The sequence below is a fragment of the Gilvibacter sp. SZ-19 genome, from assembly GCF_002163875.1.
GTDB lineage: Bacteria > Bacteroidota > Bacteroidia > Flavobacteriales > Flavobacteriaceae > Gilvibacter.
This window is the reverse complement of the sequence record NZ_CP019333.1, coordinates 273,961-293,058: the sequence shown is the minus strand read 5'-3', so window position 1 is coordinate 293,058 and position 19,098 is coordinate 273,961. Positions and strand designations below refer to the sequence as shown.

The 19,098-nt window shown below is 44.7% G+C and carries 19 protein-coding genes; 9 read left to right on the top strand and 10 right to left on the bottom strand.

Annotated elements, in window-relative coordinates:
• Positions 1–60 precede the first annotated feature (60 nt).
• Positions 61–726 carry a hypothetical protein gene (locus BTO09_RS01405; RefSeq protein WP_087522958.1) on the top strand — a complete coding sequence of 222 codons (666 nt, stop codon included), beginning with the start codon at positions 61–63 and terminating at the stop codon, positions 724–726.
• Here BTO09_RS01405 and BTO09_RS01400 read toward each other — a convergent pair whose 3' ends face one another.
• The 4 genes from BTO09_RS01400 to BTO09_RS01385 all read right to left on the bottom strand — a co-directional run bounded on the left by BTO09_RS01400 (position 727) and on the right by BTO09_RS01385 (position 7,014).
• The gene (locus BTO09_RS01400) at positions 727–1,419 is read right to left on the bottom strand and encodes a DUF2490 domain-containing protein (RefSeq protein WP_087522957.1); all 693 of its coding nucleotides are present in this window, start codon (positions 1,417–1,419) and stop codon (positions 727–729) included. It lies immediately after the preceding gene.
• A gap of 59 nt (positions 1,420–1,478) precedes the next feature.
• Positions 1,479–2,771 (bottom strand): amidohydrolase family protein, encoded by a 1,293-nt coding sequence (locus BTO09_RS01395; protein ID WP_087522956.1) that lies wholly within the window; start codon positions 2,769–2,771, stop codon positions 1,479–1,481.
• Positions 2,772–2,784: 13 nt separating this feature from the next.
• Positions 2,785–5,745 (bottom strand): amidohydrolase family protein, encoded by a 2,961-nt coding sequence (locus BTO09_RS01390; protein WP_087522955.1) that lies wholly within the window; start codon positions 5,743–5,745, stop codon positions 2,785–2,787.
• 201 nt (positions 5,746–5,946) lie between these two features.
• Positions 5,947–7,014, bottom strand: a complete 1,068-nt coding sequence (locus BTO09_RS01385) for a DUF3810 domain-containing protein (protein ID WP_087522954.1) — start codon at positions 7,012–7,014, stop codon at positions 5,947–5,949.
• A gap of 80 nt (positions 7,015–7,094) precedes the next feature.
• Between BTO09_RS01385 and BTO09_RS01380 the strand changes: the two genes are divergently transcribed.
• Complete coding sequence (locus tag BTO09_RS01380; protein WP_087525458.1) at positions 7,095–8,552, top strand: aminoacyl-histidine dipeptidase; 1,458 nt, start codon at positions 7,095–7,097, stop codon at positions 8,550–8,552.
• A 45-nt stretch (positions 8,553–8,597) separates the two neighbouring features.
• On the opposite strand, the gene BTO09_RS01375 is transcribed toward BTO09_RS01380, so the two are convergent.
• The 3 genes from BTO09_RS01375 to BTO09_RS01365 are packed head-to-tail and all read right to left on the bottom strand — an operon-like array spanning position 8,598 to position 11,286.
• Positions 8,598–9,704, bottom strand: a complete 1,107-nt coding sequence (locus tag BTO09_RS01375) for a peptidylprolyl isomerase (protein ID WP_087522953.1) — start codon at positions 9,702–9,704, stop codon at positions 8,598–8,600.
• Between the two features lie 9 nt (positions 9,705–9,713).
• Complete coding sequence (gene gldI / locus BTO09_RS01370) at positions 9,714–10,271, bottom strand: gliding motility-associated peptidyl-prolyl isomerase GldI (protein WP_087522952.1); 558 nt, start codon at positions 10,269–10,271, stop codon at positions 9,714–9,716.
• Positions 10,264–11,286, bottom strand: coding sequence for a bifunctional oligoribonuclease/PAP phosphatase NrnA (locus tag BTO09_RS01365; RefSeq protein ID WP_087522951.1), 1,023 nt, complete (start codon positions 11,284–11,286; stop codon positions 10,264–10,266). Before BTO09_RS01365 ends, gldI begins: the two co-directional genes overlap by 8 nt.
• Positions 11,287–11,373: 87 nt before the next feature.
• Between BTO09_RS01365 and BTO09_RS01360 the strand changes: the two genes are divergently transcribed.
• Positions 11,374–12,429 carry an alkaline phosphatase D family protein gene (locus BTO09_RS01360; RefSeq protein ID WP_087522950.1) on the top strand — a complete coding sequence of 352 codons (1,056 nt, stop codon included), beginning with the start codon at positions 11,374–11,376 and terminating at the stop codon, positions 12,427–12,429.
• A gap of 101 nt (positions 12,430–12,530) precedes the next feature.
• A complete protein-coding gene (locus BTO09_RS01355; protein ID WP_087522949.1) occupies positions 12,531–12,950 on the top strand; it encodes a nucleoside-diphosphate kinase in 420 nt (139 codons plus the stop codon).
• A 12-nt stretch (positions 12,951–12,962) separates the two neighbouring features.
• Here BTO09_RS01355 and BTO09_RS01350 read toward each other — a convergent pair whose 3' ends face one another.
• The 3 genes from BTO09_RS01350 to BTO09_RS01340 are packed head-to-tail and all read right to left on the bottom strand — an operon-like array spanning position 12,963 to position 14,761.
• Positions 12,963–13,259, bottom strand: a complete 297-nt coding sequence (locus BTO09_RS01350) for a DUF721 domain-containing protein (protein WP_087522948.1) — start codon at positions 13,257–13,259, stop codon at positions 12,963–12,965.
• Positions 13,260–13,685 (bottom strand): lipocalin family protein, encoded by a 426-nt coding sequence (locus BTO09_RS01345; RefSeq protein ID WP_087522947.1) that lies wholly within the window; start codon positions 13,683–13,685, stop codon positions 13,260–13,262.
• Complete coding sequence (locus BTO09_RS01340) at positions 13,682–14,761, bottom strand: DNA replication/repair protein RecF (RefSeq protein WP_087522946.1); 1,080 nt, start codon at positions 14,759–14,761, stop codon at positions 13,682–13,684. Before BTO09_RS01340 ends, BTO09_RS01345 begins: the two co-directional genes overlap by 4 nt.
• A 151-nt stretch (positions 14,762–14,912) precedes the next feature.
• Here BTO09_RS01340 and BTO09_RS01335 point away from each other — a divergent pair, with 151 nt between their 5' ends.
• The 5 genes from BTO09_RS01335 to BTO09_RS01315 all read left to right on the top strand — a co-directional run bounded on the left by BTO09_RS01335 (position 14,913) and on the right by BTO09_RS01315 (position 19,098).
• A complete protein-coding gene (locus tag BTO09_RS01335; protein WP_087522945.1) occupies positions 14,913–15,677 on the top strand; it encodes a tetratricopeptide repeat protein in 765 nt (254 codons plus the stop codon).
• A 2-nt stretch (positions 15,678–15,679) separates the two neighbouring features.
• Positions 15,680–16,177 (top strand): 6,7-dimethyl-8-ribityllumazine synthase, encoded by a 498-nt coding sequence (gene ribH, locus BTO09_RS01330; RefSeq protein ID WP_087522944.1) that lies wholly within the window; start codon positions 15,680–15,682, stop codon positions 16,175–16,177.
• 96 nt (positions 16,178–16,273) lie between these two features.
• A complete protein-coding gene (locus BTO09_RS01325; protein ID WP_087522943.1) occupies positions 16,274–16,561 on the top strand; it encodes a riboflavin synthase subunit beta in 288 nt (95 codons plus the stop codon).
• Positions 16,562–18,397, top strand: a complete 1,836-nt coding sequence (mutL, locus tag BTO09_RS01320; protein ID WP_087522942.1) for a DNA mismatch repair endonuclease MutL — start codon at positions 16,562–16,564, stop codon at positions 18,395–18,397.
• A complete protein-coding gene (locus tag BTO09_RS01315; RefSeq protein WP_087522941.1) occupies positions 18,397–19,098 on the top strand; it encodes a rhomboid family intramembrane serine protease in 702 nt (233 codons plus the stop codon). Before mutL ends, BTO09_RS01315 begins: the two co-directional genes overlap by 1 nt.

Here is a 19,098-nt window from a genome sequence, read left to right as displayed (position 1 = left end):
AGAAACTGATCAAAGTCAGCAAAAATAAAAATTCCCAAAAATAATTCTTAACTTCTATCCATGTTCAAAAGACTGTTATTCATATCCTTAGTATTTATTCTGAGCTGCGAATCCGGAGGGCTTACTGAATATTATGAACCCGAGGTGGTTGTAGAGGAGATCTTTGAAGAGGTCGATCTGGAACCTATTGAATTTCCAGAAGCTGCCGCGGGAACCATGGCTGTTTTAATAGATGGTACCTTATATGAGTTTTCGGCTTCGCAAGTTCGCGGGCAAAATTTACCGCAATGCGGCATGCCGCTCAAACTTCAGGTAAGTGGTACGCAAAACCTTGGCGGCGGACAAGAGTTGGTTTTCAATTTGCTAATGATAGACGCTGCAGAAGGGACTTTCCTAATAGAAGAATTGCCTTGGGAGATTTGTTTCGGCCCAGGAGCGCGCGTAGCCGGTTTGCGGGTCTCTGTGTTTTATATGGATGCAGCAGGAGATTTTGACCGTGTGTTTTTAACCGATCCGGAAATAGGGAGTACAGGTTATTTGGAAATTACTTCTTTTGAATATGTCGTCCAGTGGTCCGAGCTGGAAGACGGTTTTATCTCAGCAAAATTCGACGTTTTAGCGCACAGAACCTACCCAGATACGGCTGCCATAATTCCCATGCGCATTGTTGGGACAATTAACAATATTCCTATAGAGTTCCCAGGCTGTGCCTCTGGGTTCTGTTAGTTAGAAACTGTGAAAAACTCCCAATTGCAATTGGGTCTTATCTACATTGTTGGTGATCTGTCGCATGGCGCCAAGCTGTATTTTTAGATTGGATTTTATCGCGTATCCCAAAGAACCAAATAAGCGGTTTCTGTCAAAAGTGCTGACTCTTCTCCCGTCGCCAATATTGCGTTCGCCATTGATGAACAATTCGTTGTAGAATCCTAAATACCAGGTTTTGGCCACAATTTCCTTACCACTAAGCGGAATGTTTAAAAAGAGCCCATAACGGAATCTTGTTCTAAAATCTTGGCCTTCATTGAAGCGTTGCTCGTAACGGAATCTGTGGGTAAAATACAATCGCCCGCCTACCTTTTGAGGCAGGAGCGCTTCTTGATAAATACGGCTTTCATTTACGGTCGAGGAGTCATCGCCAAAGGCGCCTGTAGTGATGTTGGCGTAACCCAAAGCCAATTTAACATTAGTGTCCTTGGGGCGATAGGTCACAGCACCGCGGAGCAATAGCTGCTCCAAATCGCCAATAACATCCCAGTTTCTATATTGGATATCTCCTTGGAATCCCCAGCGAGAATTCTCCAGATTAGCCGTCCAAAAATACATATACCAAGCTCCGAGCTGGTCTTCATCTACCTGGGCCTGGCTCTGTCCAGAAAACATCAGCAAAGCAAATACCCCTAAAAAAAATTGTCTCATAACTCCAAAAATAAAGGAACCGCCATAATTGACGGTTCCTTTAGTAATCTAAATACTTATTAATTCTGACCGTACTTCTTGCTGTAACGCTTCCAAAGCTCGGTCTGGTGTGTTTCTAATGAAACAGCACGTCCGTCAATAAACACATGGGTCAAGATGTTGGTGCGCATGTCTAAGGCATCTCCTTCCGATACGAAGAAGGTAGCACTTTTACCAACGGCTAAGGTGCCGTACATGTCATCGATACCCAAGATCTTTGCATTGTTCCCTGTGATAAGCTGTAAAGCTCGTTCTTTATCCATGCCTTGTCCTACTACTTGCCCGGCGTAAAATGCCATGTTTCGGGTCTGGAAGTTAGACATATCAGCATTTTGAATACCTACCAAAAGGCCTGCATCGTCTAACAATTTTGGCAATTTGTATGGCAGGTCGTAATCATCGTCTTGAAAGTTTGGTAAGGCGTGCGTTTGGCTCACTAGAACGGGTACATTATTACGCTTTAAAAAGTCTGTGATCTTGTAAGCGTGGTAGCCGCCAACAAGCACATATTTCTTAATACCGTTGTCACGCGCCCAGTTTACAGCGTCTATGATCTCCTTTTCACCATCGGCATAAAGATACAAGGTCTTACCGCCGTCAAAAAGCGGTAGGGTAGCTTCAAAGGCCAGGTTACGCTCGGTATCTGTAGCTTTACCGTAAGCTATGGCATTGTTCATAAAATTGGCGATCTCACTAACTTGCTCACTGTAGTCTTTGTTGGGTTGGAAACCTCTTGGTTCTCCCAACCACCAACGTCCACGTCTAAAGCTACGCGGCCAATTTAGATGTATGCCGTCGTCTTCCTTTACTACGGCATCTTCCCAGTTCCAGGCGTCAAACTGTACTATCGAAGAAGTACCAGAAATGCGTCCTCCTTGAGGAGTAGTTTGTCCAAGAAGCACACCATTGGGGCGCATGGACTCTACCACTTTAGATTCTGCATTGTAAGCAATAAGGCTGCGGATGTGAGGAATGAACTCACCCAATTCGTCTTGATCATCACTAGCTCTAACGGCGTTTACCTCTACCAAACCTAAGGATTTGGCTGGCGCGATTATACCTGGATACATATGTTTACCATTGGCATTTATAACCGTGCCACGAGTCGGGGTCGAAGCATCGCCTAAGGCGGTGATCTTTCCGTTCTCAAAAACTATAGTTGCATTCTCTATTACGGTGCCGTCTCCTATATGAGCGGTTACTCCTGTAACGGATATAGCGCCACTTTGCGCATCTCCCGGAGTTTGCTGTGCTAAGCTTGTCCCTGAAACTATCAGGGCAAAAGCTAAAACGTATTTGAATATATTTTTCATCTTTTCCTGAGTTTTAAAGGGTTTCACATGTGAATCGTTGCTTCGGACGGCTTCCTGGACGGCGTTTAGCTCCATTGTTTCCGCCTTTGTCATCGAGCATCATCTTTATGAGCTCGTTGCGTTCTTGCTGAATCGCTGCACGCATAGAAGCGTCCTTGGTCATATCAAAGAAAAGGGCTCCTTCTATATAGGTTTGCTCTGCCTTGGCATAAACCGACAACGGATTGTCTGTCCAAAGAACCAAGTCTGCGTCTTTGCCTACTTTGATGCTTCCCACGCGATCATCTATGTGTAAGAGCTTAGCCGGATTGAGTGTTACCATCTTCCAGGCTTCTTCTTCGCTCATGCCTCCGTACTTAACAGTTTTGGCCGCCTCTTGATTCAAACGACGCGACATTTCTCCGTCGTCACTATTAATAGCAACAACAACACCTTCACGTGCCATGATCGCCGCATTATATGGAATAGCGTCGTTTACTTCGTATTTATAGGCCCACCAGTCACTAAATGTCGATCCGCCTACACCATGCGCTGCCATTTTATCGGCAACTTTATAACCTTCTAAGATGTGGGTGAAGGTATTGACCCTAAAGTCGAATTTTTCCGCCACCTTCATCAGCATATTGATCTCACTTTGTACATAAGAGTGACAAGAGATAAAGCGTTCTCCGTTCAAGATCTCTGCAAGCACTTCCAATTCTTCGTCATAGCGAATATTGGCGCCGCTTTTCTTTTTAGCGTCGTATTCTTTAGCTCTGCTGAAGTAGTTCATATAAAGCTGTTCAACACCCATACGCGTTTGTGGGAAACGGCTAAAGCTTTGCCAGTTGGATTGCTTCACGTTTTCTCCTAAAGCAAACTTTATGAACTTTGGTGTGTTGTCATAGATCATGTTGTCTGCACTTTCTCCCCATTTAAGTTTGATTATTGCAGAGCGCCCACCAATTGGGTTGGCCGATCCGTGTAAGATCTGAATAGAAGTAACACCTCCGGCCAAATTGCGATAAATGTCAATGTCTTCTGGGTCTACTACATCTTCTATGGTAACTTCTGCGGAGCTGTTATGTCCAGCTTCGTTAATAGCTAAGGCAGCAATATGGGAGTGTTCATCTATGATACCCGCCGTAAGATGTTTTCCGGTAGCGTCTACCACTCGGGCACCTCTAGCGTTGAGGTTCTGGCCAATCGCGGCGATCTTCCCGTCGCGAACCAAAACATCTGTATTCATGAGTATTCCTTCTGCTTCACCCGTCCAAACCGTTGCATTTTTAAATAAGATATTCTGTGACTGCGGAACCGATTTGTATCCGTAACCAATATTCGGATAGGTAATTCCAACAACTGTTGGTGCTTCGCCATCATCGCCTTCGGCTTGCTTTTCTGCTTCCTCTGGGCCGGCAGTTTTGTTTGCGTTAAAACTGGTTTCTCTACCGTTTGGCAAGACCAGTCGCCCTCTTATGTTATCCGAGGAACGCACCACCGCAGCTGTCATTCGATAGATGTCGTTGTTGGCTTCGTCGGTCATAGAAAGGATCACCCAACCGTCATCATAAGAAAGCTTGGCCGGGAATTTGGTCTCTCCTTGCTTTACTTCAATTTTTGGCTTTCCGGCATCTCCAGATAAGATCATCTCATAAGACTTACCACCTGCATTGAGCGTATAGGTTCCTCTTATGTCTTTTTTGTTGCGATCGTTAACAACGTTCTTGGTTCCTTGAACCCAATTCTCGTATAGCGTTGTGCTGTTTTCAAAGATGTCGCCCGAAGTGATAAGGAAGTTGGCTTGCGAACCCGGGTTCAAATTACCCAAGGTTTCGCTCATCCCTAAAATACGAGCAGGAACCGTGGTTAAGGCTTCTAGAGCCTTGGTCTTATCCAAACCGTATTTAATGGCCTTCATCAGCTTACCCTTAAAGTCTGCTGCAGATTTTAGATCGTGGGTCGTAAAGGCAAAGGGCACGCCGTTTTCTGCCATTACCTTTGGATTGCTCGGCGCCTGATTCCAGGCACGCATGTCTGCCAAAGTCACATAATCGGCCTGATAAGGGTTAGACACATCGTAAGCGTCTGGAAAATTGATCGGCAAGATATAGGTGGCATTGGTCGCCTTGATATCGGCTATAGCTTCGTACTCATCGCCACCACCAACAATAACATATTGAATGCCAAACTGATCTCCGATCTTATCGGCTCTTAGATCGTTGCCTTTGTCTCCTGCATCAAATATGGCAGTCATTCCCTTATTGGCAATTAAGGCCTCTAAAGATCGATCTGTCGTATTGCTATTACCGGCTTCGTACCAACGCATATCGTGATACATTTGTCGTAGCAGGGCCATAGCACCCATAAGTGAAGTAGGGTAGGACTGTCTTGATGCAACACTTTTGCTAAAGGAAAAGAACTGTCCAGAAGCGGTGTTCATTACACGATCTGCATCGTCGCCCTTGCTATTCAAGGCTACCAAGACTCCAGAACCTTGTGCTATCCCATCGTTGCGGTGTGCATTGACAACTCCAAATCCTGCTTTGCGCATGGTGGCAGCAGTTTTGTCGTCGAATTTAAAGTCTGCAATGGCATTGTACTCTGGCATTATATGGTCGTTCCAATAATAGCCCGCTCTAGTTGGACTGTACTGCGGAGAACGACCGCCACCTTGAGCGCGTTGCGCCTTTTTTACACCGAATTCAGAGTAAGGATCAATAAATGACGGATAGATGGTAGTCCCGCTGGCATCTACCATAATAGAATTCTGTGGAATTCGAACATTGGTGCCAACAGCCACAACTTTTCCATCTCTGATGACCAAAGTGGCATTGTCTAATTTTTTGGTTGGAGTCACATAGATAGTGGCTCCTGTAAACGCAGTGTAGTTGGTGTTCTGCTCTTTCACACTGTCGTTGTCAGGAAAATATTCCTGCGCTGCTAAGGGTCCGCACAGCAGCAGTCCCAAAAGGAGGAGTACTTTATACTTCATACATGTTTGATTTGAATTTTCGATAAACGTAAGTAGAGCGGCCTTTGTGGATCTTGGCCAAAAATTGCTGCACTGCGATGCTAATGCCATCGAGGATTTTCACGTTTAATCTAAAATGGTTGGTTTTCTGTTTAAAGATACTAAGGGTTGCCGGCCAAGTCGGACTCTATAACAAATCTTTAACAGCGTGTTAAAGGCCTATCAGAGCGGATTCTTTTCAAAATAGTTTACCGCCAGAGCCACCATATAACTGTAACTCATAATGCCTTTTTCTTGGTTGTTGGCCTTTAAGAAATTGTCCCAGAAGGCTTTGGACAGGTCTTCGAACGGGTTGTTATAACTCTCCCAAAAGTCACGCATCTCTTTGTAGCTCTTGAGTATTCCGGGATTTATTGTGGTCAAGACTTCTCGATATGCAGCCTCATCTCTTCGTGCGATCTCATTGACGCAGTAGCGCAACATAAAAATATATCCGGTGTATTGAATATAGGTATCCGGATTATGTATAGTTGCCAAAGCTGCGATAAAATTGGCTTCGTTCTCCGCAGCATAACCCATCTGATGCGCCTCTTCATGACAAGCCACCACCGGAAATTTATAGGATTTTATCAGGCGATTCACCTGCGCCTCTCCGGTAAACGGATTGTAATAACCGCTGTACCCCATGTAGGTCAATCCCAAACTCAAGCCCGACTTTTTTACCGAGCGCGGTTTGTAATTGAACATAGGATGTTTTTTCGCCAATTCCTCATAACCCGCTAAAGAGCGTTTAAAGATCTCTCGCTGTGAATAGGGAAGGTCTATCTTAATAGTATCTGCATAGCCCAGTTGGCGATGCAATTCATTGGACCTCGCTATCAAGCGCTCGGTAAGGTCTAAGAGCTGCTCATTGGTATATGATTTCTCCAGTTCCAGGGTTTTATAGAGCGGATTGCGGTAATAGTTAATTCCCCAAACTAGGTTAAATAGCAGATAGGCAAGAGATAAGGTCGCTGCTATATCCAGAAAGAAACCCCAAGGCCCTGTCTTTAGGCGTCTAATATTCAAGTACAGCCAGCGGCAGGCATAGATGATAAGGCCTAGGTAAATAAAATCTCCTACAGAGAATGGAATCCATCCGAAGATGTATCGACTCAGTTTTGAGAAAAAGGGGTAGATCCCTAAACTGTAATACTGTTCTACAAAATCTGGAAAGTATCGCAGTAAACGCAGCCCAAATATTTGAACAACAAGCAGAATTGCCAGGCCGAGTTTGATCTTGAATCGCATTGTTCAAACATACAAACAATTCTTTGTTTTTTAATTTCCCGGACGGCTTGAAAACCGCTAAATTTGTTAAAACTTTCAAGATGAACGAGACCATAAGACAACTCGAACCCCAAGCAATTTGGAATCATTTCGCAGACTTGAACGCTGTGCCACGCGCCTCTAAGAAAGAAGAACGCGTTATCGCTTTTATGAAAGATTTTGGGCAGCGATTGGGCCTGGAGACCTTAGAGGATGAGGTAGGAAATGTGATCATTCGCAAACCAGCTAGTCCTGGAATGGAAGATCGCACACCTATAGTTATGCAGTCGCATTTAGATATGGTGCATCAAAAGAACAATGACACCAACTTCGATTTCGACACCCAAGGGATTGAAATGTATGTCGATGGGGATTGGGTCCGTGCCAAGGGTACGACCTTAGGTGCCGATAACGGCTTAGGAGTTGCCACTATTATGGCTGTTTTAGCTGCGGATGATATTGCGCATCCGGCAATCGAAGGGCTGTTTACCATAGACGAAGAAACGGGTATGACTGGGGCCATGGGCTTAAAAGGAGGATTGCTAGAAGGTAAGATCTTGCTCAATCTCGATACCGAAGAAGATGACGAGATAGGCGTTGGCTGCGCCGGAGGGGTAGATATTACCGCCACCCGAACTTATAAGACCGAGAATACAGACGCAAGTTTTGCCGGATTCCGCCTAAGTGTTACTGGTTTACAAGGTGGTCATAGTGGCATGGACATTCACAAAGGTTTAGGAAATGCCAATAAGCTGATGAATCGCTTGCTATATGTTATGGGTGATTCAGTTAGCGTAGGAAGTATAGATGGCGGAAGTCTTAGAAACGCTATTCCTAGAGAAAGCAGTGCTATAGTCGCTTTAAAATCCGAAGACATAGATAAGGTCAAGGGAATTTTCGAGGCAGAGAAAGAGGCCATAAATAATGAATTCAGATTGTTAGAACCAGAATTGAACATCAGTATGGAAGCTGTTCAGGCTCCTACCACTGTTATGGAAAATAAGGGGCAGCAGCAACTCATAAATGCTTTGTATAGTGCACACAACGGTGTTTATAGAATGAGTCCTGCTATTGCAGATCTGGTAGAGACATCGAATAATATTGCACGCGTATTGGTGGGCGACGGAAAGATCCATGTGGGCTGTTTGACCCGCTCTTCCGTGGAGTCTTCTAAGGCCGATCTGGCCAACGCCTTACGTGCCAATTTTGAGAATGCGGGATTTGAAGTTGCTCTCTCTGGAGACTATCCGGGTTGGGCGCCAAATATGGATAGTCCAATTCTCAATGTTATGGAAGGCCTGTATACAGAATTGTTTGACCAAAAGCCTAATGTAGCTGCTTGTCACGCAGGTCTTGAATGCGGAATACTTGGGCAGAACTATCCAGGCATGGACATGATCTCCTTTGGACCAACAATAAAAGGAGCGCATTCTCCCGATGAGCGGGCCAGTATCTCATCGGTTAAAAAGTATTGGAAGTACGTACAGGAAACGCTGAAACGAATTCCTAAAGAAGCATAAAAAAAGCCCCGATCTCGGGGCTTTTTAATTTTATAGCAGTGACAATTACTGCTTGATTCCAGTCATCTTCATTCTAAAGATTAGGTCGGTATTCGGCGGAATAGCTCTAGAACCTTGTTCTCCGTAGCCGAGGTGAGACGGCAAGTAAACCATGATCTCATCTCCAACTTGCATGCTTAGCATAGCTTCTTTAAAACCAGGGATCATACGTGCGTCCGCAGAGAATGGAATCTCCAATGCACCGTAACGTCCGGCTTCTTTACGCGCCAAGTTCATTACATCAAATTTCTCTGCCAGATCAGGATCCGAAGTATCAAAAAGTAGTCCGTCTGTGTAGTAACCTTCGTATTCCAAAAGTACGATCTGTCCTTCTGCCGGTGTTTCACCCTCTCCTTTGGTCACATAAGCACGACGCAGGCCAGAAGGTAATTCTTCTGCATCTGCAAGAATGGCCTCGTTCTTGGCCTTGTATTCAGCAGCCGTGTTCTTGATCTCTTCTGCTCTTGCTGCGGCCTTCTCTGCCTTAATAGTCAAAGCCTCTTTCAGTGTAGGAACAACGATATCGCCTTTGGTGAGTATGTTCACTTCTTGCATCACTACGTCTTCTACAGGTTTATCTCCAGGCTTGCTGGTCTCTACAGCTCCAATACTGTCAACAATGTCTTGTCCAATAACGATCTCTCCAAAAACAGCGTGCTTATAGTCTAAGTGCGGCGTTTCTTTTAAGGTTATAAAGAACTGACTTCCGTTGGTGTTTGGTCCGCTGTTGGCCATAGAGAGGATTCCCTTTTTGTCGTGAACCAAGCCTTGAACAAACTCATCTGGAAAGGCATAGCCTGGGCTACCCATTCCGTTGCCCAAGGGGCATCCACCTTGGATCATAAAATCATTGATGACACGGTGAAAGATAAGACCGTTGTAGTATGGTTTGCCCATGTAGGTTGAATCTGCCATCTCACTTTTGCCACTGGCCAAGGTTACAAAGTTAGACACAGTAACCGGAGCCTGCTCGTGGAAAAGCTTGGCGACAAAAGTACCTTTATTGGTCACGAACTCTGCATAGACACCATCTGCCAAGTCCGGGTATTTTGGATTTTGACAAGAAGCTGCAAAGAGTCCTGCAAATACTAGTAATAGAGTGATTTTCTTCATTTCTATCTTTTAATTATTGGATTCATTTTTATTTTGAGGATCGATGCTCAAGAGGTCTACTTTGACCTTTAGCGGATAATTGATCCCTATTTTGTTGTCGTCCCCATAGTAGCCAAAGGCGGTGTATGAGGGTAAGAATAATATCATTGATTCGCCCTGATGCATCAATTTTAAGCCTTGACGCAGCCCACTTATCAATTCCTGTTGGTCCATGGCGTAAGTTCTTGGGCTTATTTGTTGCTTCGGATAGATAACATTGCCGTAAATATCTTCTATTTGGTAGTCAAAAGTGAGTTGGTCTCCAAACTGCGGTAAATAGGTCGCGGTAGAATCTACAACGGTCTTGGTATACCAAAAGCCGTTTTCAGAAGCTGTAAAGGTTGCGGTGGTGTCTTTGGCGATCACCGCTTTTATTGCGGCCTCTTGTTGAGCCACCAGCTCTTGATTTCGACTTACGGAGGCGTTTACAAAGCTGCCAGAGTTCTGGCTTACCGGTCTACGCGCTTCGGGTTGAGCACAAGATCCCATCAGTAGTAATACAAACAGAAAAACTAGGGGCTTAGGCATTTAAAAGGGCATTTTGGTAGGAGGGCAAGATACTAATAAAATACGTTATGGTATCGGCCATATTTCGAGTTGATTTTCCGCCGGCAGCATTGATGTGTCCGCCACCTTCAAAGTGTTCGCGTGCCACTTCATTGACAGAGAAATCACCCTTACTTCTCAGCGATATCTTAATGATCTCATCTTTTTCACTTTCAATAAATATCGCTGCTAGTACAACATTCTCTATAGATAGTGCGTAATTGACAAAACCTTCGGTATCTCCTTTTTTAAAATCGCAGGCATCTAATTCTTGTTGGCTTAGGCTAATGTATGCTGTACGTTGTTCTGGTAGGACGCGTAGATTGTTCAAAGCTTTGCCCAAGAGTTGCATGCGATTCTCGCTGTTATTGTCGTAAACCGCTCTGTGGATATCAGAATTCTGTGCGCCGTGGTCTATCAGGTCTGCCACCACGCGGTGGGTCGTGCTCGTTGTTGCTGGAAATCGAAACGAGCCTGAGTCTGTCATTATGCCCACATAAAGATTGGTTGCTATTTGTGCATCCAAGAGCTGCAAATGACCCATCATCTTCATAAAATGGTAGACCATTTCCGAAGTGGACCCCATACTGGCATCACTGTAAGTAAAGCGCGCATAATCGTCCGGTTGCTGATGGTGATCTATCATGACAAACGGGCAATCCAATTTGTCGAGTACTGCTTCCATCTCTGGTCCTAATCGATGCAGTGCATTAAAATCAAGCGTGAAGACCAAATGTGCTTTTTTTAGCAAGGTTCCGCAGTTGTCGCTATGCGTCTCGAACTTGAGGATGTCCTCATTTCCGGGCATCCACTTTAAAAACTTTGGGTAATCGTTCGGCACTATAACGCGTACGTTATGACCGAGTTTTTTCAAATAGGTGCTGAGGCCTAAGGTAGATCCTATGGCGTCTCCATCCGGATTTTTATGTCCAATGACCACGATCCGCTTGGGCTCGCTTAAGAGTGCTTTTAACTCAGTAATTTCGGCAGTATTCATCAGGCGCGAAGATACAATTTAATAACGAGAGCTAAGGAGGAGTTACGGGCAATATTGGTTAACTTTATCACAATAAATTCAACCATCATGATGCGTCAATTTTTAGTTTTTGCCCTAGGGATTATGGTTCTTGTTAGCTGCAAGAATGCCAAAGAGCAAAGTTCAGATCAAAATCCATCCGCAGCAATCAATGACACCCTAACCTTTGTTTTTGCCAGTTGTAATGACCAAGAGCGAGAACAACCGCTATGGGATCCCATAATAAGTCACAAACCGGCCTTGTTCGTTTGGGGAGGCGATAATATTTATAGCGACACCCGAGACAGTTCTAAAATGCGTGCAGATTACGAGAAACAATTCAAGCAGCCCGGATACGCCAAATTAAGACAGCAAACAAAGGTTATAGGTACTTGGGACGACCACGATTACGGTGAGAACGATGCCGGCGCACAATACCCGATGAAGATCAAAGCGAGCGAACTCTTTTGGGATTTTCTCGAACTGCCCAAAACCGACAGTTTGCGCGATCAACCCGGAGTTTTTCATACTTATGTGTACCAAACAGAGCAGGGGTCGGTTAAATTCATAATGTTAGATACTCGTTATTATCGTGATCCGCTTTTAAAAAGTGATGATCCTGACAAACGCTATACGCCTTGGCCGGCAGACCATGATGGTTGGTTCTTGGGGCCGCTACAATGGGTTTGGCTAGAAAACCAACTTCAGGATACCGCACACGATTTTACCTTTATTGTTAGCAGTGTGCAATTCTTGAACAATGCCGATCACGGCTGGGAGAAATGGGGTAATTTTCCGGCAGAGCACCAAAAGATGTATGAGGTCTTACAAGGAGCTAAATCCAAGAATATCATTCTACTCTCCGGAGATCGTCATCATGCAGAAATGTCTAAGGACGATAATGCCGGTCTGGGATATCCGCTGCTCGATTTCACCTCCAGTGGCTTGACACATACCTTTCCGGGATCGCCTTTGGAGCCTAATGAGTATCGCTGGGGCGAAGGCACAAAGGCCATTAATTTTGGAGTGATCAAGGTGCACCAAGCTTCTAAAACAATAGTTTTTGAGATCCGAGGACGCGACAATGTACTCATAGAAAGCTTTACGCAGCAGTATTCGGAATAGTTTACGGCTCTAAGGGATTGTTTATTTGCGGTTAAAGAATCGTTAAGCGCTTGTAGTCTGCCTTAAAAGGGCTACTTTTGCACAAATTTTTTACACCTGACATGAGAACAGACAGAACATTTACAATGTTAAAGCCCGATGCCGTAGAAAAAGGACATATCGGAGCCATCTTAGAAAAAATCACTGCTGCTGGTTTTAGAATTGTAGCCATGAAGCTTACGCAAATGACTGCAGACGATGCCAAAGCATTTTACGCTATCCACAAAGAGCGTCCGTTCTTTGGAGAGTTGGTAGAATATATGACGCGCGGTCCTATTGTTGCTGCGATCTTAGAAAAAGAGAACGCTGTTGCCGACTTTAGAACACTAATTGGTGCTACTAATCCGGAGGAAGCTGCAGAAGGAACAATCCGTAAGTTGTATGCTGCTTCTATTGGAGAGAACGCTGTACACGGTAGCGATAGCGACGAGAATGCTGCTATCGAAGGGAACTTCCACTTTGCTGGTAGAGAGCAGTTCTAAATAGACCGGCGCTTAGCGCAAAACTAATTTCTTGATCATTTCTGTGCCCAATTCTTCATTGAGCATGGAAATGATTTTTTGTTTTCCATAACTCAGTTCTTCACGAAGTACTGAAGAACTCAGGCGTATGTAGAGTGTGCCAGATTCTAACCGAATATCTTGGGTGTAGCCCGCAATGGCTGGCCCCATCATTTTGTTCCAACAGTCGCGTACATTGATCTGGTCCATACCGCGCTTGAGTTTTCCTTGTCCCAAGAACTCTTTCAAGGCATCGCCTAGACTGATATGTTCCCTGTTGCGCTTGTTCATTTAGTAGTTGATAAGAATGTTGTTGGCTTGGTGCGGCTTGTATTGGTATCGGGTTCCCGCAGTATCTTCTAAGATAAGTTGTTCTGGCGTGATGCTAATGATTTTTTCTTGCCACTTCGCATAAGGTGTACTGTATTGCAAATAGTAGGTTTTTGCGGAGTCTATAAGTACAAAACGCTCGCTGTTCTTGGTGCTGGCATAGGTGCCGTCTAGTTTTGGCGCCAATTTCTTTCTAAGACCCGCTGTATCGTTTTGCAATTCAAAATAGTCGACCACCAAATTGGTCTGATACGCCTTGATAAGCTGTCCGTTTGCAGTTACCTCTTCGATCTGCCAATAGCCTTGCAGTGGGCTCAGGTCTCCATCGAATTCAGCCTGGCAACTGCTCAGTATGACTAGGGTAAAAACTGCTAATAGCTGCTTCATAAGGCGATCATTTTATAAGATTGGTGAATACTGCTAATAACAGCTTCTGTGCGCTGGGCATGTGTGTCGCTAATAAAGATCTGCCCAAAATTGTCCTCCTTGACCAACTGCAAGAGTTGGGCAACCCGAGACTCATCGAGTTTGTCAAAGATATCGTCTAGTAACAAAATAGGGTTTTGCTCGGCCTTGTCCTTTACAAAGTCGAATTGGGCCAGCTTTAGTGCGATCAAGAATGATTTCTGCTGGCCTTGAGAGCCAAATTTCTTGATCGGGTGACCGTCTATTTGAAAATTCAGGTCGTCTTTATGAATACCTTGACTGGTGTATTGCAGCGCCTTGTCTTTGTTCAGGTTTTGGGCAAAAAGCTCCATAAGGGGCATCTCTTGAAGCTGGCTTTTGTAATTGAGACTCACGGCTTCGTGCCCGCCACTGATCTCTTGGTAGCGCGTGTTGAAAATAGGTGTGAACTGTGCTATGAATTCCTCGCGCCTCTTGTGTAAAGGTGTACCGAGTTGGTCTAACTGCTCGTTGTAAACCCCTAAAGTGTCTTCGTTATAGGTGTTGTTGAGCGCAAAATACTTCAGCAGGGAATTTCGCTGCGATAAGACTTTGTTGTAATCCAATAGGTTTTGCAGATAGGCCGGGTCGTTAAGCGAAAGTACGCCGTCCATGAACTTTCTACGGACATCGCTGCCCTCTGTTATCAGATCGCGGTCTGCGGGCGAGATGATCACTACCGGAATTAGCCCAATATGGTCCGAAAAGCGCTCATAGGCTTTACCGTTTCTTTTGATGACCTTTTTCTGCCCTTTTTTATTGCTGATGAGTATCCGCTGGGGTTGCTCATTATGGGTGAAATTCCCATCGATCACAAAAAAATCGGCCCCGTGTCTGATACTCTGACTACTAATGGGATTGAAATAGCTTTTGCCATAAGCTAAATGATATACGGCATCTAAAACAGTGGTTTTACCTACGCCGTTATTGCCCACCATGCAATTGATCTTGTGGTCAAAGCTAAAACTTTGGCTCTCAAAATTCTTGTAATTCACTAAGGACAAGTCGGTTAAAATCATGCTAGGTACTTCGGTGAAGCGGTGTTGCCATGGGCTGTCGCTGCTACAATCCGCAGCGAAAAACAGCCTGCAAATTATTGAAAATTAACGAATAAATTGTCTTTCAAATTCTAATAAAAATTATATTTTTGCCCCGCAATAAATCAGCAGTATGGCAACGTATAAAAAACGCGGAGGGAGACCTAAAACAAAGGTTGAACAGCAAACCAAGATAGAAGAAGGAAGTGCAACGGCAGAGGTATTCAACACCTTAGACGAAGGCGCTAACAAAGCCGAGCAATGGGTAGCCAATAACCAGAAGTATATTTTTGGTGTGATCGGCCTTGTTGCCTTGGCCATTTTGGGTTACTTGGCTTATCAAACATACATTCAGGAGCCTAAGGAGGCCAAAGCCATGAATGAGATGTTCCAGGCTCAGAACTACTGGGAGCAGGCCATGACCGCTGTAGAGAATGATTCCTTGTTCAATTTGGCCCTTAAAGGCGGAAACGGACAATACGGTTTTGAAGAGATCATTGCTAAGTACGGCGGAACCGATGCTGGTAACCTTGCTAAGTACTACGCTGGTATTGCTTATCTGCAAACTGGTCAGTACCAGAAAGCCATTGAAAGCCTAGACGGTTTTAAAGCCACCGACGAGATCCTTGCGCCACAGGCTAAGGGAGGAATTGGAGATGCTTTTGCTGCTTTGGGTGAGTTTGGCGATGCCATGGATTACTACAAACAGGCAGCCAATTTGAACACCAACGACTACACTACACCAAAATACTTATTGAAAGCTGGTAAGAGCGCTATTGAGGCCGGTAACTACAGCGAGGCTGTATCTTTACTAAGTCAGATCAAAGAGCGTTTCCCAGAATCAACTTTCGTACAAGAGGCCGATATCTTCTTAGGACAGGCCGAGGTGATGCAGTAATTATGGCAACCGCAGGAAACAACTTATCGGCATACAATAAGGCCGAGGTACCAAACGCCAAGGATTTTAGATTTGGCTTGGTGGTTTCTAAGTGGAACAGTGAAATTACCGAAGGGCTCTTTCAAGGTGCTTTTGATGCCCTTAAAGACTGCGGAGCTATTAACGATAATATTGTGCGCTGGAACGTACCGGGAAGCTATGAGCTGATCTACGGAGCACAACGCATGCGTGAATCCTACGATATGTTGGATGCTGTTATCGTGATTGGAAGTGTCATCCAAGGAGAGACCAAGCATTTTGACTTTGTTTGTCAAGGCGTGACCAATGGAATTGCGCAACTCAACGCAGCTGGAGGCATTCCTGTAATTTTCTGTGTACTTACCGATAACAACATGCAACAAGCCATAGATCGTTCGGGTGGTAAGCACGGTAACAAAGGTACAGAAGCTGCTATTGCGGCCATAGAAATGGCGCAACTCAGAAAAGAAAGTAAATTCTAGATCAAGCCTTATTTGCTCTGGCATTGTTTTTGTTTTGTTAAAGGAGAAAAGCTACTTTAACAAACGCAGCTATTTTAGTAAATTTGGTTGAGTACAATGGGAATATTCAAAACACGTAAGAACAAACGGTACGACTACGAACCTCGATACTATAAGAACGGGGGTAAGCGTCCATTTGAGATGGGCAATCGTTTTGATGAATATCGCACAGCATCTTCGCCGGCTCGTGGACTTAAGAACAAGTTCAAACACGCCTGGGCCGATTACAAAGGCAATCCGAGTCAAGAAGTGAATCGCCGTGTGCTGATCATCGTTGCGGTGCTGATCATCTTGTTCTTATTTCTCATTGATTTTGATCTATCCATCTTTACGACAACTCGATAAATGGCAGTTACAATAACGCGTTTACCTGAACATGTGGCCAACCAGATCGCTGCAGGAGAGGTGGTTCAAAGACCTGCTTCTGTTGTGAAGGAGTTGCTAGAGAATGCTGTAGATGCAGGAGCAACAGAGCTACAATTGGTAGTCAAAGATTCCGGGAAGACTTTAATTCAACTTATAGATAACGGTTCGGGCATGTCCGCAGAAGACGCCCAAGCCTGTTTTGAGAGGCATGCAACCTCTAAGATCCACCAGGCTGAAGATCTTTTTAAACTTCACACCAAAGGATTCAGAGGGGAAGCATTAGCGTCTATCGCTGCGGTGGCTCAGGTGAGTCTAAAAACACGCATGGCAGATGCGGAAGTTGGAACCGAGGTGAAGATAGCAGGTAGTGAGATCTCTGAAGTTTCAGAATGTGTCACCCCGGTAGGAACAGTGATCTCTGTAAAGAATCTGTTTTTTAATATTCCGGCGCGTCGCAACTTTTTAAAGAGCAATCCTGTAGAATTGCGACACATCATAGACGAATTTCACCGCGTGGCCTTAGCTCATCCCGATCTGGCCTTTAGTTTACATTCCAATGATTCGCTGCTGTTCTCGTTGCCTCAAGCTAATTTAAAACAGCGCATTACAGGAATATTCGGCCCAAAAACCAAAGAACGTCTAGTGCCTGTAACAGAAGAAACAGAGGTGGTTTCCGTAAGCGGTTTTGTGATCAAGCCTGAGTTTGCTAAAAAATCGCGAGGAGATCAGTTCTTCTTTGTAAACGATCGATTCATTAAATCGTCCTATTTGCATCACGCAGTTACCGCAGCCTTTGACGGACTGCTAAAGGATAAAACGGTGCCCGGATATTTCTTGTTCTTAAAAGTGCCAACAGACAGCATAGATATCAATATCCATCCAACCAAAACAGAGATCAAATTCGACGACGACCACACCATTTATGCCATGCTACAAGCCGCGGTAAAACACAGTTTGGGGCAGTTCAATGTGGCGCCGGTCTTAGATTTTAACCGAGATGATTCTTTGGATACGCCTTATGAGATGAAGCAGGCTGCGCCTAAAATGCCTAGCATTGCCGTAGATCCGAGCTTTAATCCGTTCAAAGAGAAGTCTAACAGTGGACGTTCCAATTACCAACGCTTGCAAGAGCATCAGCCGTCTTGGGAGGCGCTTTATACTCAGGTCGACAATAAAGAATTTGGAGAAACTGCTCTGGATGAGATCACCTTAGAGAGTCAAGAGGTCAGTGGTCGATTTTTCGAAGATGCAGAAAACGAAGCGCAGTTGCCAAGTATGCAATTGTTTGGAAAGTATTTAGCTAGCCCTACCAAGGGAGGTATGCTTTTAGTGCATCAGCAAAGAGCGCATCAACGCGTGCTTTATGAAGATTACCTGAAAAGAATGACTGCCGATGCCGCCAACAGTCAAGCCCTGTTGTTTCCCATAAGTTTAGACTTAGACAGCAAGCAAAAGGCTTTATTGGAGGAAGTAAAAGACGGTTTGGATCATTTAGGGTTTAGTTTTTCTGCAGAGGAGCAAGTAACCTTAAGTGCCATACCGACAGCGGTAAAGCCTGAACAAGTCGGACAGATCATAGAAAATCTATTGGCAGATCTCAGCACGGATGTGCCGGGCATGAGCTTTAGTGCCAATGACGTTCTTGCCAAGTCCATGGCGAAAAGCTTAAGTGTAAAAACAGGAGCTAAACTCAGCAAAGATGAGCAGCAGCACATGATCAATCAGTTGTTTGCCTGCAAGGAGTCTAATTTGAGTCCTTTTGGAAAGCCGACCTTTAAAATAATTACGAACACCGAAATAGATAATAAGTTCTAGTGTATTCCATCTCAGAAACAGTAAAGGTTCTTTTGATCATAAACGTCATAGTGTTTGTGGGTACTATGACTATGCCAGATACGATGTATCAGCTGTTTTCGCTCTACTATTACGAGAATCCATCGTTCAAATTCTGGCAGCCGGTCACCCATATGTTCATGCACGGTGGCGTGTCGCACATAGCCTTTAACATGTTGGGACTCTGGATGTTCGGTACGCCTTTAGAACGTCAATGGGGGTCTAAGCGCTTTTTGTTCTTTTATTTCTCTGCCGGATTGGGCGCAGCGCTGATCCACACCATAGCCAATTATATCGATCTGCAATTGGACATCAACGAACTGATGCAGGCCGGTATTGGCAGAGATGTGATAGATCAGGCCATAGCCCAAGGTCAGATATTTGTGAACTATCCTCAAGTTAATTTTGAAGGATACTTTGTGCCGGCTGTGGGAGCCTCTGGTGCAGTTTATGGTATAATGACGGCCTTTGCGGTCTATTACCCAAATGCACAATTGATGATGATATTCTTCCCCGTGCCTATTAAAGCCAAATACTTTGTACCCTTGATCTTGATAGGTTATACAGTGATGAACCTAACGGACAACCTACCCGGAATAGCCCATTGGGCGCACGTAGGCGGAGCCCTGTTTGGTTTTATTATGGCTTGGAGTTGGCGAAAATCCAGATTTAATCCCCAATAG